This is a genomic window from Pantoea sp. PGP6, assembly GCF_053474785.1.
Map to the genome: position 1 here is coordinate 4,200,586 of NZ_JBQBMA010000001.1, position 16,637 is coordinate 4,217,222.

A 16,637-nucleotide genomic window follows, 5' to 3' on the forward strand; every position below is an offset into this window, starting at 1 on the left:
CTGATGGTTTCGCATTGTGCCGCGACGCGGGTTTGTTCTATTCTTTAGGCCATTCTTACCTGGACATCAGCCAGTTTCACCGACAGGAGTTGAACGTATGGCTTTAGGACTCACACGCCACTGGGCGCGCAGCGCGTTTTTAGTCGCTGGCGCGCTGATCGTGCTGCAACTCACCGCATGCGGTGATAAAGAAGGCGAGCAGCGCAAAGCGTTTATCGATTTTCTGCAGAATACCGTAATGCGCAGTGGCGAGCACCTGCCGAGCCTGAGCGAAAACCAAAAACAGAGCTTTGGCAATTTTGCTGGTGATTACGCCATCCTGTATGGCTTCTCGCAGCAGGCGAATAAGGCGGTCGATCAGGGTATGCGTCCGGTGGTCGATGAGCTTTCTGCCATTCGCGTGCCGCAGGATTACCTTAATCGTCGCGACTCGCTGCGCCAGGCAAACAGCGCGCTGGTGATTGTCACTCAACAGATCGAAAGCGCCAAAATGCAGGCGGACAGCAGCAAAGCGGCCCTGAAGCAGTCTGATGATCTGAAAAAAGTCTACGATACCGCCTACAACAAAGTGGTCACCGTGCCGGCAAATCAGCTTATCCCACTGTTGCCACAGCTGCAGGCCCTGAGCCAGGCCGCGGTACAGACCGGTGATTTCCTGCAAACCCAGGGCACCCGCGTCAGTTTTAACGATGGCGGCGTGCAGTTCCCGACCCAGGAGCAGGCTTCGCAATATAACGCGCTGATGAGCACCTTATCAGCCAATGCCCAGGCGCTGACCCAGGCACAAAGTGCCGTTCAGGGTGGTTTACAGTAACCTCATTTAGCGGCAGGCGTCGATCGCCTGCCCTTTTCCCATTCCGTTTTGTCTCCCCTCTCCCCCTGCTTTCTGCTGGCCTGACTAAAGTGTGATCGGGCGCATTTTTGACCAAAAATAGTTTGTGATCGAAGTCACAGAGTCATAACAAACTGCCGCCTGTAAAATGTGACAATGGTCACAGATAAGCCGGTTTTGCGGTTAAAATTCCGCCACCTTAAGACTCTTCTGAGTTATTTTTGTGATCATAATCACTAAAAACACCCCCGCTACCACCCGCATTACGTGATCTGAATCACACTTATTTCGGCCGCTACGCAGCGTCATATTCGCGTGGTAGAGTCCGGCTGCATACAGTAATACCACCGGCTGATTGCCGGGGTGGCTAAACAAAAACAAGCGCGCTCTCCTATTGCAGCGCGTCTCAATAAGGGGTGGGTTTATGTCCTCATCAGTGAAGGTCAAAGTACAGAGCTTTGGTCGCTTTCTGAGTAATATGGTGATGCCAAATATCGGGGCGTTTATCGCCTGGGGTATCATCACTGCACTGTTTATTCCAACTGGCTGGATCCCTAACGAAACGTTAGCCAAACTGGTTGGCCCGATGATCACCTATCTGCTGCCGCTGTTGATCGGCTTTACCGGTGGACGTCTGGTCGGCGGCGATCGCGGTGGCGTGGTCGGTGCAATCACCACCATGGGGGTGATTGTTGGTGCCGATATGCCGATGTTCCTCGGCTCAATGATTGCTGGTCCGTTGGGCGGCTGGGCGATCAAGTCGTTTGACCGGGTCGTCGACGGCAAAATCAAAAGCGGCTTCGAGATGCTGGTTAACAACTTCTCTGCCGGCATTATCGGTATGCTGCTGGCGCTGCTGGCGTTCCTGGCTATCGGTCCGCTGGTTGAAGGGTTGTCGCACATCCTCGCGGCGGGCGTGAACCTGATGGTGCAGAACAACCTGCTGCCATTAACCTCCATCTTCGTCGAACCGGCGAAAATCCTGTTTCTGAACAACGCCATTAACCACGGCATCTTCTCGCCGCTCGGTATCCAGCAGGCGAGCGAAGCGGGCAAGTCGATTTTCTTCCTGATTGAAGCCAACCCAGGTCCCGGTATGGGCGTGTTGATGGCGTACATGTTCTTTGGTCGTGGCAGTGCCAAACAGTCTGCGGGCGGTGCGGCTATTATCCACTTCCTCGGCGGCATCCATGAAATCTACTTCCCGTATGTGCTGATGGCGCCGCGTCTGCTGCTGGCGGTGATCCTCGGCGGGATGACCGGCGTCTTCACCCTGACGCTGCTGAATGGCGGCCTGGTCTCCCCTGCTTCGCCAGGTTCTATCCTCGCCGTGCTGGCGATGACGCCAAAAGGCGCTTACTTCGCTAATATCGCGGCGATCATCGCGGCGTTCGCGGTCTCCTTCGTGGTCTCTGCCATCCTGCTGAAAACCAGCAAAGTGAAAGAAGATGACGATATCGAAGCCGCAACAAAACGCATGCAGGATATGAAGGCGCAGTCTAAAGGCCAGACCACGGCGGGCGCACCGGTTGCCAGCGATGCAATGAGCGTTGAGCTGCATCACGTGCGTAAAATCATTGTGGCCTGTGATGCCGGTATGGGTTCCAGCGCCATGGGCGCAGGCGTGCTGCGTAAGAAAGTGCAGGATGCCGGCTTAAGCAACGTGTCGGTAACCAACACGGCGATTAACGCTCTGCCGGGTGATGTCGATCTGGTGATTACCCACCGTGACCTGACCGAACGCGCGATTCGCCAGGCGCCCCATGCTCAGCATATCTCGCTGAACAACTTCCTCGATAGCGCGCTCTACAGCACCCTGACCGACCGTCTGGTGGCGGCTAACCGCAGCGAAGTCCACCGTGAAACGGTGCAGACTGCGCTGTCAGACAGCTACGACGAAGGCAACGCGCACCTGTTCAGACTGGGTGCGGACAACGTGTTCCTCGGCCTGAGCGCCAGCAACAAAGAGCAGGCGATTCGTTTTGCCGGTGAACAGCTGGTGAAAGGCGGCTACGTTGAGCCAGAGTATATTGACGCGATGCTGGCACGTGAAAAACTGACGCCAACCTACCTCGGTGAGTCGATTGCCGTGCCGCACGGAACGGTTGAAGCCAAAGACCGGGTGCTGAAAACCGGCGTGGTGTTCTGCCAGTATCCGGCAGGCGTGCAGTTCGGTGATGATGCGGAAGATGTGGCGCGGCTGGTTATCGGTATTGCAGCCCGCAATAACGAGCACATCCAGGTGATCACCAGCCTGACCAATGCGCTGGATGATGACAGCGTGATTGAAAAGCTGGCCAATACCACCCGGGTGCAGGACGTGCTGGATCTGCTGTCAGGCAAACCGGCCACCGCGTAATTTAAACGGATTATTTTCCCTGGGGCGGTCAGGCCCGTCCCGATTCCTGGGGCGGGCGTGCCCGCCCCTTCGTCATTTGATATGGGTCAAAAATTATGAAAGCGTTACATTTCGGAGCAGGAAACATTGGTCGCGGCTTCATCGGTAAATTACTGGCGGATGCAGGTATCGAACTGGTTTTTGCTGATGTGAATCAGGTGGTGCTGGATGCACTCAACGCGCGTCATGAGTATCCCGTTCATGTGGTTGGCGAACAGGCCAAAGTGGAAAGAGTAAAAGGCGTTAGCGCAGTAAACAGCACCAGCGATGAGATCATCACGCTGGTGTCAGAGGTTGATCTGGTGACCACGGCGGTTGGCCCGCAGATTCTGGAACGCATCGCCACCAGCGTTGCCAACGGTCTGGCCAGACGCAGCGACAACGGTAATCTCCGTCCGTTAAACATCATCGCCTGTGAAAACATGGTGCGCGGCACCAGCCAGCTGAAACAGCATGTGCTGAAAGCACTGCCGCAGCAGTATCACGCCTGGCTGGAACAGCATGTCGGTTTTGTTGATTCTGCGGTCGATCGCATCGTCCCCCCTTCCGAGGCAGGCAGCACCGATCCGCTGGAAGTGACGGTCGAAACCTTCAGCGAATGGATTGTCGATAAAACCCAGTTCAAAGGCGATCTGCCGGCCATTCCAGGCATGGAGCTGACCGATAATCTGATGGCCTTCGTCGAGCGTAAACTGTTCACTCTGAATACCGGTCATGCCATCACCGCTTATCTTGGCCAGCTGGCGGGTCACCAGACCATCCGCGACGCGATCCTTGATGAAAAAGTACGGGCGATTGTTAAAGGCGCGATGGAAGAGAGTGGCGCAGTGCTGATTAAGCGTTACGATTTTGACGCCGATAAGCACGCGGCTTATATCCAGAAAATCCTCGGCCGGTTTGAAAATCCTTACCTGAAAGATGATGTTGAGCGGGTCGGCCGCCAGCCGTTACGTAAACTGAGCGCGGGCGATCGCCTGATCAAGCCGACGCTGGGTACGCTGGAGTATGGCTTGCCGCACGATTGTCTGGTACAGGGTATTGCGGCCGCGATGCACTATCGCAGCGATCAGGACCCACAGGCTCAGGAGCTGGCTGCGCTGCTGGCAGAGAAAGGCCCACAGGCCACGCTGGCTGAGATTTCCGGACTGGACGCCAACAGCGAAGTGGTGGCTTCTGTGGTGAGCGCCTGGCACGCTATGGCATAATGCGCGCGTGTTAGTGACGCAAGCCGGGCGCAGTTCGCCTGCGCCCAACGGCGGTATTGAACCTATGCAGGCAATAATGGAACAGAAGCAAGCTTTTGAAAACCGGGTGCTTGAGCGCCTGAACGCCGGTCGCTCGGTGAGAAGCTTTCTGATCGCCGCCGTTGAGCTATTGGCTGAAGCGGTCAATTTGCTGGTGTTGCAGGTGTTCCGCAAAGACGATTACGCCGTCAAATATGCCGTTGAACCGCTGCTGCTGGGCAATGGTCCGCTGGGTGAACTGTCGGTGCGCCTCAAGCTGATTTACGGACTTGGCGTCATCAGCCGGCACGAATATGAAGATTGTGAGCTGCTGCTGGCGCTGCGCGAGGAACTGAATAACGACACCGGCGATTACCGCTTTACCGATGATGAGATTCTCGGGCCGTTTGGCGAGTTACACTGCGTGACCGCTTGGCCACCTGCGCCGGTGTTTCACACGGAGGATGCGGAGCTGCGCAGCATGCAACAGCAGCGCTATCTGCAGATGGTGCGTTCCACCATGGTGCTGTCGCTCACCGAGCTGATCTCTCGCATCAGCCTGAAGCAGGCTTTCAAAAAGTCCGCCAATTAAATCTATCAGGTGCCAGAGCGGCACCTGATATCGCTGTAACCTCACCGGGAATATGCGCCCGATTTGGTGTATCCTTTGCCTGTTTTCCTCAACGAGTTGTTGTCATGAAAGAGCAAGAAAAGAACGAAATCAAACGTCTCAGCGATCAGCTGGACGCCCTTAACCGCAAAGAGCCACAGTTACTTGAATCGGGTGATGTTGAGAAACTGGGCGCACTGCTGAAAGAAAAAGAGACGCTGGTCACTGAGATTGAGCGCCTGCGTAATCAGCGCGTCGAGAAGCTGAGTGCCGAAGCGCAGAAGCTGCAAAAGATGGGCTTCAGCCGCGAAATCACTAAGAAAGAGCAGGCGAACCTGGGCGCGCTGAAAAAAAGCGTGCGCGGCCTGGTTGTGGTGCATCCAATGACCGCGCTGGGACGTGAAATGGGTCTGCAAGCGATGACCGGCTTCGCTAAAACGGCCTTCTGATCGGGCGATCAGGCGGCAGCCTGATCGATCCTGTGCTCGCCGGCGGCAGCATCAACCTGCTCCGCCAGCGCATCCAGCAGTTGGTAACGACGGCGATACTCTGCACGCTTCTTGCTGGCAATCTCTTCCAGGGTTTTACGTGGCAGGCTTAACGGCAGCGTAAACATCCCATCCCGGCGTGCCTCTCCGTTCAGCGACAGCCAGAATTCGCTGTAGCTGGCAAAGAATTTATCCCCTTTACTGTGACGATAGCGCAGGCTACGGAAAACATGGGTTTCATCGCCGACCGCCAGGATATTTTCCACCCCACACTGCCGTGCCACAATAAACACCACTTCCATTAACAGACGTTTCGGAAATAGACCGTGTGCCGCTTTGGTCGCCTCGCGAATAACGTCATTGCTGATATGTTTACGCGGCCCCTGCAGTCCGCCAATTAATAAGGTGCGCTTTTTATTCTCGTTAATAATCGAGAAGGAGAGCGAGGCAATAATTTCGCTGTTATAACGCAGCACCAGCGTCACTTCGCCTTCGCGGTCGAAATAACCCGAACTGCAGGAGAGTAAAAACGTCTCGTCATTTTTACCGTTCAGCGACGCCAGTAAATTATCACCGGCGCTTTGCAGCAGTTGGCGTAACGCCGGATTCGGCAGATTATTCATCAGGGTATAGTGATCCAGAATCGCCTGTGCACGCGCCGCAATGCTGATGCCGGCCCGCAGATAAGGCCGGTGCAGCTTGGCGGGCAGCAGCCCCTGGGTACTCATCAGCAGCCCGATTTGCGGTAAATGCGACAGCTGATGTAAATAACGCAACGTTGTCAGTGGCGATATTAAGCTCCTTAACACAAATTTCAGCCGAAAACGCTTGCTCAGCCAGAGCTTATTTGGGATATATTTTCCGCTTATTAACTGAAAAAACAGCGAAGCAGATGAATCAGTGCGGGTCTGGTGAGTAGTTATAATTGACATAGTTAGCGACACACAGTTAGCAGGAATGTCGCTGAGGATAAAACAACCATTATCAACGGCAGGTTAATGTGGCATAAGGTTAAAAAGCGCCCTGCTTTAAACCTGTGGTTTGTTTATTTTTGGTTTAATTAAGCCTGGCCGGAATTAAGGCGAAAAAAAACCGGCGGAGCCTGTCCACCGGTTTATTATCATCACGTTAACGCAAAGATGACTTACTGAGCAGCAGCAAAGCGCGCTGCCGCTTCGTCCCAGTTAACCACGTTCCAGAACGCTTTGATGTAATCAGGACGCTTGTTCTGATACTTCAGGTAGTAAGCGTGTTCCCATACATCCAGACCGAGGATTGGGTAGCCAGAAACGCCGGCGATCGCTTCGCCCATCAGCGGGTTATCCTGGTTAGCCGTAGAAACGACCGCCAGTTTGTCGCCTTTTTTAACCAGCCACGCCCAGCCAGAACCGAAACGGGTCGCTGCGGCTTTCTCAAACTCTTCCTGGAATTTTTCCACGCTGCCGAAATCTTTTTCGATAGCGGCTTTCAGGTCGCCCTGCAGGGTGGTACCAATTTTCAGGCCTTTCCAGAACAGGCTGTGGTTAGCGTGACCGCCAGCGTTGTTGCGCAGTGGGCCTTTTTTATCTGCTGGCAGCTGATCCAGTTTGGTGATCAGCTCGTCGACCGGCAGATTGGCAAATTCAGTGCCTTCCAGCGCCGCGTTCGCGTTGTTGACATAGGTCTGGTGATGTTTAGTGTGATGGATTTCCATCGTCTGCTTGTCGAAATGCGGTTCCAGTGCGTCGTATGCGTAAGGCAGGGATGGCAGTGAATAACTCATGTTCTTCCTCTCCATTTAGTATTTGAGCAGCACGACGAATTCGGGACGTGCCGCGTAAGCAGTCGAATCATTATAGTTAAATTCATGTAGCGTAAAAGGGTAATCAATGCCCTATTAACCATAAGGATTTGAGCAATCCGGCAAAAGCAACCCGTTGTTTTTACAGACTGCCGCCTGATGTGACGCTTTTCAGACGGCTTTGGCCCTGCTTCTGCGCGACGTGGCGGCAGCCTCAGTGCCGCTCTGCTGGCCTGGACTCAGCGACCCAGTTCGCGCAGCGCGCTGTCGAGCGCGCCGACCAGCCAGTCGATGTCGCCCTGCTGGAACGCCAATGGCGGACGCAGTTTCAGCACATTCCCATACGGGCCGGCGACCGATGTCAGCACCCGATGCTCACGCAGTTTCTCAATCAGGTCCAGCGCCAGCGCTTTGTCAGGCGTTTTGCTGTCACGATCGGTGACCAGCTCAAAGCCAATAAACAGCCCGGCACCGCGCACATCACCGATGCAGTCGTAGCGATCCATCAGGCTGCGCAGTTCGGCCAGCAGTTTCGCCCCGACTACGCGGCTATGCTCCTGCAAGCCCTCTTCGGTGATCACGTTCAGCACCGCCTGCGCCGCCGCCATTGCCACCGGATTACCGCCAAAAGTATTGAAGTAAGGAATCGAGTCGCTGAAGGCTGCCAGCACCTCACTTTTGGCCAGCAGGCCCGATACCGGAATGCCATTGCCCATCGGTTTACCGGTGGTGATGATATCCGGCACTACATCGTGACGACCAAAGCCCCAGAAGGCATCGCCGGTGCGGCCAAAGCCAGGCTGCACTTCATCGGCGATGAAAATGCCGCCATTGGCATGCACCACGTCCACGGCGCGTTTCAGGAAGCCGCGCGGATCCGGCAGCACCCCGTCGGAGGAGAAAATGGAATCCGCCAGAAAACCGGCAAATTTAATGCCGTGCGCAGCCATATCATCAATCTGCTGCTGAATCTGATCGGCAAACCATTCGCCCAGATCGGGCGCATCAACCCGATACGCATCAGGCGGCATCACCAGCCGGGTGGTCGCCGCCAGCGGCTGTCCACTGCCGAGCGCCGGTGAAGCGCCGGAGGTCAGCTCACTGGTGCCGTGATACGCCTCTTTACTGACGATAATGCCGCTGCCGCCGCTAAAGGCGCGCGCCACGCGAATCGCCAGATCGTTAGCCTCAGAGCCGGTACACATGTACATGGCGCGATCGATCGCCGCGGGCGTGGTGGCCAGCAACGCTTCGCTGTAATCGAGGATATTTTCATGCAGATAACGGGTGTGGGTGTTCAGCATTTTCATCTGCTGCGTCACCGCCTCAATCACCGCCGGATGGCAATGGCCGATGCTCGCCACGTTGTTATAGACGTCAAGATACTTGTCGCCGGCCGCGTCCCACAGATATTGCCCCTCACCACGCACCAGATGCACCGGCTTGCGATAGAACAGGCGATAGGATTCGCCGAGCACTTTGCTGCGTTTTTCGGTCATTTTACGGGTGTCGCTATCCAGCGCATCCGCATGTTCGGCCCGAAAACTGTTGGTATCCATAATAGTGGAACGCGTGGCCATGATAACTCCCGTTGCGAGGTGAAGTGGTTGAGGCTGATAGCCCATCATGCCTGCCTGCGCTAAAAATGCAACCAAATACACAAATACAACCAAATACACATGACGGCATCCGGGCGCTCAGGTAAGCTTAGTCACTGATTCAGCCGACTTTCGCACTGCGCCTATAAGGAACCGACCATGCTGCAGGAAACGCGTCTTCAGCGCATTCGTGCCCTGCTGACCACCTTAAATCAGGTCAGCACCGATCGCATCATCAGGGAACTGGGGGTGTCACGCGAAACCGCGCGCCGCGACATTATTGAGCTGGAAGCACTGGGGCAGGCACGCCGCGTCCACGGTGGTCTGGTAGCCATTGAGACGCCGCCGGAGCCGCCGCTGACGGTACGCCGTGCCGCACAGGCCAGAGAAAAACGCGCCATCGCCCGGGCAGCCGCGCAGTTATTGCAGCCGGGACAGACGCTGTTTATTGATGCAGGCAGCACCACCACCCTGTTAGCCGGGGAGCTGCGCGCACTCTCCGGTCTGACCATCCTCACCAACAGTCTGCAGGCTGCGCTGGCACTCAGCGCCGGCGAGGAGCATGACGTGCTGGGTAACGAGATTATTTTACTGGGCGGAACACTGTCAGCCGGCGCGCAGCAGACGCGCGGCGAAATTACCGTCGGAGAGATCGTCCGTTATCGCGCCGATGTTGCGCTGCTGTCGCCGGTCGGCATTGACGCCAGTCGCGGTGCCACCAGTTTTCATCCGCACGAAGCGGCGATTGCCCGGGCGATGGTGCAGCAGTCCGCCACCACCGTTTTACTGGCTGACCACAGCAAGCTGGGCGTGGTCAGCCGCACGGTGTACGCTGCGCCGCAGGCGATTACCACGCTGATTACCGATGGCGGCGGTGAGATTTCTTCTGCGCTGGCCGCCTTACAGCAGGCGCTGCCGCAGGTGATAGTGGTTTAAATCAGGCGCTGCGGATGGCTGTAAACGGTCGCGCGTCCCGGCTTGCTGAAGCCGACCAGCGTCAGGTTGCATCGCTCAGCAACCTCAACCGCCAGCCGCGTCGCCGCCGAAACCGCAAACAGAATCTCGACGCCGCACATCGCCGATTTCTGCACCATTTCATAGCTGGCGCGACTGGATACCAGTACCGCGCCATCGCCCCAGTCTGCCTGGCTGCGGTAGCCCAGCAGCTTATCCAGCGCCACATGACGGCCGACATCTTCACAGCCGCCCGCCAGCTGGCCATCCGGCTGGATCCATGCAGCGGCGTGGGTACAACCGGTTTTCTGCCCGACCGGCTGGTAATCTTTCAGCTGGCTCAACGCCCGATCCAGCTGTGCGAGAGCAAAGGTCTGGGTAAACGGTAAGGGCGACAGCGGTTTGCCGATCTGATCCAACTGTTCAACGCCACAGACGCCGCAGCCGGTGCGACCGGCCATCGCACGACGCTGCGCTTTCAGCGCCATAAAGCGGCGGCTGGAGAGTTCAATCTGCACTTCAATACCGTTACAACCCGGCACCACATCCATCCCGAAAATATCTTCCGGCGCGTCGATAATCCCCTCCGACAGCGAGAAACCCAGCGCAAACGCCTCCAGGTCTTTTGGCGTCGTCATCATCACCACGTGAGAAATGCCGTTATAGACCAGCGCCACCGGGACCTCTTCCGCCAGCCAGTCAGGCTGCGCCACCGCAAGATCTGCGCGCTGCCACACCTGGGCCTCGCTGATGCCGGGCTGAATTGTTAAATCTTCGTCGGAAGCGTGCGGAATAACGTTCAAAGAGTACGACCTGTTGTTAACAAATAATGAAAGAGGACTGACCGCGCTGTCGTTCAAAAACAGCCCGGCAGCAGCTAATTTTGCCCTCTGGCATGGGACAGCGCAAATAAACCACGGGGCAATTGATGCGATTCCGCTGACGCAGATTGCGCCTGCCGCGCCCGCTGGCGGCAGAATGAGAATGATTCGTCCTCATGCTTTAAACGCGGCCAGCCTCCGGCCGCGATTGTTGTTGCCCCCTACTCATAAAGAGGGAGTAACGGGACTTTTTTGTCAGAGAAATTTTAACACTATGTAAAAAATGGATTACTAATGACTAACCTGTTGACCCGGGTCAATTTGCATACAGGGAGGGCTGCTATTTTGCATTGATTCGCAATGGAGTTAATAAAGAAGAATAATCAATGCAAGTAAGCAGACGGAGTTTTTTCAAAATCTGTGCCGGCGGTCTGGCTGGCACCAGCGCAGCACTATTAGGGTTTGCCCCGGTAAACGCCCTCGCCAGCGTCAGAGAATATAAGCTGATCCGCGCCAGAGAAACGCGCAATAACTGCACCTACTGCTCGGTCGGCTGCGGCATGCTGATCTACAGCCTGGGTGACGGTGCGAAAAATGCCAGCGCCTCGATTTACCATATCGAAGGCGATCCCGATCATCCGGTCAGTCGCGGCTCACTCTGTCCAAAAGGGGCCGGCGTGCTCGACTTTATCCACAGTGAGCAGCGGCTGAAATACCCGGAATACCGCGCGCCAGGCAGCGATAAATGGCAGCGCATCAGCTGGCAGGAGGCGTTTGAGCGCATCGCCCGGCTGATGAAGCAGGATCGCGACGCCCATTTCCAGACCAGCAACGCCGACGGACTCACGGTTAACCGCTGGCCAACCACCGCGATGCTCTGTTCATCCGCCGCCAGCAACGAGACCGGCCTGCTCGACCAAAAATTTGCGCGTGCGCTCGGCATCGTGGCGCTGGAGAATCAGGCGCGGCTCTGTCACGGCCCCACCGTTGCCGCACTGGCACCGAGCTTTGGGCGCGGCGCAATGACCAATCACTGGAACGACATCAAAAACGCCAATGTGGTGCTGATCATGGGCGGCAATCCGGCCGAGGCGCATCCGGTCGGGTTTAAATGGGTGATTGAAGCCAAAATTCACAACCAGGCCCAGGTGATTGTGGTCGATCCACGTTTTAACCGCTCTGCCGCGGTCGCCGATCTCTACGCCCCGCTACGCGCCGGCAGCGACGTGGTGTTCCTGATGGGGGTGATCAACTATTTGCTGCAGCATGACCACATTCAGCACCAGTATGTGCGCGCCTTTACCAACGCCGCACTGATTGTTGATGAGGGCTACCGCTTCAGCGACGGCCTGTTCAGCGGCTACGATGCCGCATCGCGCCACTACGATCGTCAGAGCTGGCGCTATGCGCTCGATGAAAACGGCCATGCGCAACGCGATGAGAGCTTCAGCCATCCGCGCTGCGTGCTCAACCTGCTCAGGGAGCACGCCAGCCGTTATACGCCGGAAATGGTGGCGCGCCTGTGCGGCACACCGCAGGAGAGCTTCCTCAGCATATGCCAGCAACTGGCCGCCACCTGCGTGCCCGATCGCACCACCACCATCCTGTATGCGCTCGGCTGGACCCATCACACCAACGGTTCGCAGATTATCCGCACCGCCGCCATGATCCAGCTGCTGCTCGGCAATATTGGTATGCCCGGTGGCGGCATCAATGCGCTACGCGGCCACTCCAACGTGCAGGGCTTTACCGATCTTGGCCTGCTGGCACAAAGCCTGCCGGGCTATCTGCCGCTGCCGTCAGAGAAAATGCCCACCCTGGCGAGCTATCTGCAGCAGGCGACGCCTGCTGCCCCGCTGCCGGGCCAGGTTAATTACTGGCAGAACAGTGACAAATTTTTCGTCAGCATGATGAAGAGTTTTTATGGCGATAACGCCACCGCGGAGAATCAATGGGGTTACCACTGGCTGCCGAAGTGGGACAAAAGCTACGACTGCATGGCGCAGGCGGAGATGATGGAGCAGGGCGAACTGAACGGCTGCCTGATTCAGGGCTTCAACCTGCTGGCCGCCTTCCCGGATAAAAATAAAGCCTGTCGCGCCCTGTCACGTCTGAAATATATGGTGGTGATCGACCCGCTCAGTACCGAAACCGCCAGCTTCTGGCAGCATCATGATGAGTTTAATGACGTCGATCCGGCCAATATCCAGACCGAGGTGTTCCGTCTGCCCTCCTCCTGTTTCGCTGAGGAAGCAGGTTCGGTAGCGAACTCCTCGCGCTGGCTGCAGTGGCACTGGGCCGCCGCCGAGCCGCCGGCTGAAGCACTGCACGACGGCAAAATTCTCGGCAATCTGTTTTTGCGTCTGCGCGATCTTTATCGCCAGGAAGGCGGCACCGCCCCAGAGCCGCTGATGGCGATGCGCTGGGATTACCACGATCCCGCTAACCCGTCGCCGGAAGAGGTGGCGCAGGAGAGTAATGGCCGGGCGCTGGCTGACATTTATGATGACAGCGGCACGCTGCTGCTGAAAAAAGGCCAACAGCTTAACGGCTTTTCGGAGCTGCGTAATGATGGTACCACCGCCAGTGCCTGTTGGATCTACGCGGGCAGCTGGACTTCACAGGGCAATCAGATGGCGCGGCGCGATAACGCCGATCCTTCCGGCCTGGGAGCCATCTCCGGCTGGGCCTGGGCGTGGCCCGCTAACCGGCGCATCCTCTACAACCGCGCCTCTGCTGATGCCGATGGCAAAGCCTGGGACCCGCAGCGCCGCCTGATCGAGTGGGATGGCGCACGCTGGCACGGCATTGATGTACCGGACTATTCGCTGACCCTGTCGCCGCAGCAGCAGGCCGGGCCGTTTATCATGCAGCCCGATGGTCTCGGTCATCTGTTTGCGCTCGACAAACTGGCTGATGGCCCGTTCCCGGAACACTACGAGCCCATGGAAAGCCCGCTGGCTGACAATCCGCTGCATCCGCTGCAGCGTCACAGTCCGGTGGTGCGGTTGTTCCGCAACGATGCGGCCAGTCTGGGCGAGGCTGCTGACTATCCCTGCGTGGCGACCACCTACTCGATTACCGAACTGTTCCGCCACTGGACCAAACACGCCCTGCTGAACGCCATTGCGCAGCCGGAGCAGTTTGTCGAGATCGGCACCGAACTGGCCGCAGAGAAAGGAATACGCGCCGGGGACAGCGTCAGGGTGACGTCACGTCGCGGCTATATCAAAGCCAAAGCGGTGGTGACGCGCCGTCTGCCACGTCTGATGATCGACGGCAAGCCGGTCGATACCGTGGGCATTCCCTGTCACTGGGGCTTCGAAGGCACGACGCGCAAAGGCTTTCTCGCCAATACGCTGACCCCTTCAGTTGGCGATGCCAACTCACAGACCCCGGAATACAAGGGATTTTTAGTGAACGTGGAAAAAGCGTAACGGTGGATGACGATGGCTTACCAATCACAAGATATTATTCGTCGCTCAGCGACCAACGGACTCACCCCGCCACCGCAGGCGCGCGATCATCAGCGCCAGGTCGCAAAATTAATCGACGTCACCACCTGCATCGGCTGTAAAGGCTGTCAGGTGGCCTGCTCAGAGTGGAACGACATCCGCGCCGAGGTCGGGCATAACGTGGGGATTTATGACAACCCCACCGACTTAAGCGCCAAAGCCTGGACGGTGATGCGCTTCTCCGAAGTGGAAGAGAACGGCAAGCTGGCGTGGCTGATTCGCAAAGATGGCTGCATGCACTGCGCCGATCCCGGCTGCCTGAAAGCCTGTCCATCGGCGGGTGCCATTATTCAGTACGCCAACGGCATCGTCGATTTCCAGTCAGAGCAGTGTATTGGCTGCGGCTACTGTATCGCCGGTTGCCCGTTCAACGTGCCCCGACTGAATAAAGAGGATAACCGCGTCTACAAATGCACCCTGTGCGTGGATCGCGTCAGCGTCGGCCAGGAGCCGGCATGCGTTAAAACCTGCCCGACCGGTGCCATTCATTTCGGCAGCAAAAGCGACATGCTGACGCTGGCCGCCGAACGCGTTGCTGAACTTAAGGCGCGCGGTTACGCCCAGGCCGGGGTGTATAACCCGGCAGGCGTTGGCGGCACCCATGTGATGTATGTCCTGCATGACGCCAGTCAGCCGCAGCGCTATCACGGCTTACCGGCCGATCCGCATATCAGCCCGACCGTTACCTTCTGGAAAGGTATCTGGAAACCGGTGGCCGCCGTCGGTTTTGCCGCCACCTTCGCCGCCTCGCTGTTCCACTATGTCGGCGTGGGCCCGAACCGGGTCGCCGAACACCACAATGATGACGACGACGATCGCGCGGAGGAGCGCAAATTATGAAAACTTCCGATCGCCTGGTGCGTTATCGCCCGGCAGAACGCATTAATCACTGGATTGTCGCCTTATGCTTTGTGCTGGCTTCGCTGAGCGGGTTAGGCTTTTTCTTTCCCTCCTTCAACTGGCTGATGCTGATATTCGGCACGCCACAGCTGGCGCGTATTCTGCATCCGTTTGTGGGGGTGGTGATGTTTGCCGCCTTTATGCTGATGTTTTTGCGCTACTGGCGGCATAATCTGGTCAATCGCGACGATCTCTACTGGGCCAGAAATATTCACCGTATTGCCCTGAATGAAGAGGTCGGTGATACCGGTAAATATAACTTTGGTCAGAAGTGTGTGTTCTGGGCTGCTATCATCTGCTTAGTACTGCTGCTGGTCAGTGGCATTGTGATCTGGCGACCTTACTTCGCCGGTGCATTCACTATTCCGCTGATTAGACTGGCACTGGTGGTGCATTCGGTTTCCGCCACGGCGCTGATCCTGATGATCATGGTGCATGTTTATGCCGCGCTGTGGATCAAAGGCACCCTGACGGCGATGGTAGAGGGTTGGGTCAGTTCCGACTGGGCCAGACAGCATCATCCGCGCTGGTACCGTGAGCAGCGTAATCAGCCTCTTAAACAGGAAAAACGCCCCTGATGAGTATTCGCATTATCCCGCAAGATCAGCTGGAGAAGAGCGAAAAAACGACGGCGGAGATGATTCCGCCGTTACTTTTTCCACGGCTGAAAAACCTGTACAGCCGCCGTGCTGCGCGACTGCGCGACCTGGCGGCTAAAAATCCACTGGGTGACTATCTGCGTTTTGCCGCAGTGATTGCCGAAGCGCAGGAAATTGTACTGTATGACCATCCGCTGCATATGGATCTGCAGGCGCGGCTGGTCCAGAGTGCCAGTGAAGGCAAGCCGCCGCTGAATATCCATACGCTGCCGCGCGATACCCACTGGCACCGATTGCTGCACTCACTGATCGCTGAACTGAAGCCAGAAATGAGTGGCCAGGCGCTGGCGGTGCTGGAAAACCTGGAGAAAGCCTCGGCGACCGAGCTGGAGACGCTGGCCAGCGCGCTGTTCGCCGGCGAATATGCACAGGTCAGCAGCGACAAGGCACCGTTTATCTGGGCGGCGCTGGCCCTTTACTGGGCGCAGATGGCCGCGATGATCCCGGGCAAAGCGCGCGCCGAAATGGGCGACCAGCGTCAGTTTTGTCCGGTCTGCGCCAGTATGCCGGTCGCCAGTGTGGTACATATGGGTAGCCATGATGGCGCACGTTATCTGCATTGCAACCTGTGCGAGAGCGAGTGGTACGTGGTGCGCAGTAAATGTACCCAGTGCGAACAGACCCGCGATCTGCACTACTGGTCGCTCGACAGTGAGCACGCGGCGGTGAAAGCGGAGAGTTGCGGCGACTGCGGCACCTATCTGAAGATGCTGTATCAGGAAAAGAACCCGGCTATCGAACCGGTCGCCGACGATCTGGCGTCGCTGGTGCTGGATGCCCGGATGGAGCAGGAAGGCTTTGCCCGCAGCAGCCTTAACCCGTTTATGTTTCCTGGCGAATCGTAGCTAACCTGGAGAAA

General features: G+C 57.1%; 14 protein-coding genes. 10 read left to right on the forward strand and 4 right to left on the reverse strand.

Annotated features, from left to right (window positions below; all coding sequences use genetic code 11):
- The first annotated feature begins 97 nt into the window (after positions 1–97).
- The 5 genes from ACLIBF_RS20250 to ACLIBF_RS20270 all read left to right on the forward strand — a co-directional run bounded on the left by ACLIBF_RS20250 (position 98) and on the right by ACLIBF_RS20270 (position 5,512).
- Entirely contained in the window at positions 98–814 is a 717-nt protein-coding gene (locus ACLIBF_RS20250) for a DUF3053 domain-containing protein (RefSeq protein WP_279810143.1), read from the forward strand.
- 442 nt (positions 815–1,256) lie between these two features.
- The gene (locus ACLIBF_RS20255) at positions 1,257–3,191 is read left to right on the forward strand and encodes a PTS mannitol transporter subunit IICBA (protein WP_031375569.1); all 1,935 of its coding nucleotides are present in this window, start codon (positions 1,257–1,259) and stop codon (positions 3,189–3,191) included.
- 95 nt (positions 3,192–3,286) lie between these two features.
- Positions 3,287–4,435, forward strand: a complete 1,149-nt coding sequence (gene mtlD / locus ACLIBF_RS20260) for a mannitol-1-phosphate 5-dehydrogenase (RefSeq protein ID WP_031375570.1) — start codon at positions 3,287–3,289, stop codon at positions 4,433–4,435.
- A 64-nt stretch (positions 4,436–4,499) separates the two neighbouring features.
- Complete coding sequence (gene mtlR, locus ACLIBF_RS20265) at positions 4,500–5,045, forward strand: mannitol operon repressor MtlR (protein ID WP_176035878.1); 546 nt, start codon at positions 4,500–4,502, stop codon at positions 5,043–5,045.
- Positions 5,046–5,149: 104 nt separating this feature from the next.
- A complete protein-coding gene (locus ACLIBF_RS20270) occupies positions 5,150–5,512 on the forward strand; it encodes a YibL family ribosome-associated protein (protein WP_031375572.1) in 363 nt (120 codons plus the stop codon).
- 8 nt (positions 5,513–5,520) lie between these two features.
- Here the strand turns inward: ACLIBF_RS20270 and ACLIBF_RS20275 are convergent, their stop codons facing one another.
- From ACLIBF_RS20275 to ACLIBF_RS20285, 3 genes are all read right to left on the reverse strand, one after another.
- Positions 5,521–6,483: a VirK/YbjX family protein gene (locus tag ACLIBF_RS20275; protein WP_046289490.1), complete on the reverse strand. Its 963-nt coding sequence runs from the start codon at positions 6,481–6,483 to the stop codon at positions 5,521–5,523.
- A gap of 212 nt (positions 6,484–6,695) precedes the next feature.
- Positions 6,696–7,313, reverse strand: a complete 618-nt coding sequence (gene sodA / locus ACLIBF_RS20280) for a superoxide dismutase [Mn] (RefSeq protein ID WP_031375573.1) — start codon at positions 7,311–7,313, stop codon at positions 6,696–6,698.
- 257 nt (positions 7,314–7,570) lie between these two features.
- Complete coding sequence (locus ACLIBF_RS20285; protein ID WP_031375574.1) at positions 7,571–8,911, reverse strand: aspartate aminotransferase family protein; 1,341 nt, start codon at positions 8,909–8,911, stop codon at positions 7,571–7,573.
- 177 nt (positions 8,912–9,088) lie between these two features.
- On the opposite strand from ACLIBF_RS20285, the gene ACLIBF_RS20290 reads away from it, so the two are divergent.
- Positions 9,089–9,865, forward strand: a complete 777-nt coding sequence (locus ACLIBF_RS20290) for a DeoR/GlpR family DNA-binding transcription regulator (protein WP_279810142.1) — start codon at positions 9,089–9,091, stop codon at positions 9,863–9,865.
- On the opposite strand, the gene fdhD is transcribed toward ACLIBF_RS20290, so the two are convergent.
- The gene (gene fdhD / locus ACLIBF_RS20295; protein ID WP_407719872.1) at positions 9,862–10,686 is read right to left on the reverse strand and encodes a formate dehydrogenase accessory sulfurtransferase FdhD; all 825 of its coding nucleotides are present in this window, start codon (positions 10,684–10,686) and stop codon (positions 9,862–9,864) included. The genes ACLIBF_RS20290 and fdhD overlap by 4 nt on opposite strands.
- Positions 10,687–11,090: 404 nt before the next feature.
- On the opposite strand from fdhD, the gene fdnG reads away from it, so the two are divergent.
- Genes fdnG through fdhE form a run of 4 tightly spaced genes read left to right on the forward strand, consistent with a single transcriptional unit; the run spans position 11,091 to position 16,623 of the window.
- Entirely contained in the window at positions 11,091–14,141 is a 3,051-nt protein-coding gene (gene fdnG / locus ACLIBF_RS20300) for a formate dehydrogenase-N subunit alpha (RefSeq protein WP_279810141.1), read from the forward strand.
- 12 nt (positions 14,142–14,153) lie between these two features.
- Positions 14,154–15,059 carry a formate dehydrogenase subunit beta gene (fdxH, locus tag ACLIBF_RS20305; protein WP_089561657.1) on the forward strand — a complete coding sequence of 302 codons (906 nt, stop codon included), beginning with the start codon at positions 14,154–14,156 and terminating at the stop codon, positions 15,057–15,059.
- Positions 15,056–15,697 (forward strand): formate dehydrogenase cytochrome b556 subunit, encoded by a 642-nt coding sequence (fdoI, locus tag ACLIBF_RS20310; RefSeq protein WP_031375577.1) that lies wholly within the window; start codon positions 15,056–15,058, stop codon positions 15,695–15,697. The genes fdxH and fdoI overlap by 4 nt, the downstream gene beginning before the upstream one ends.
- A complete protein-coding gene (gene fdhE, locus ACLIBF_RS20315; protein ID WP_031375578.1) occupies positions 15,697–16,623 on the forward strand; it encodes a formate dehydrogenase accessory protein FdhE in 927 nt (308 codons plus the stop codon). The genes fdoI and fdhE overlap by 1 nt, the downstream gene beginning before the upstream one ends.
- Positions 16,624–16,637: the final 14 nt, after the last annotated feature.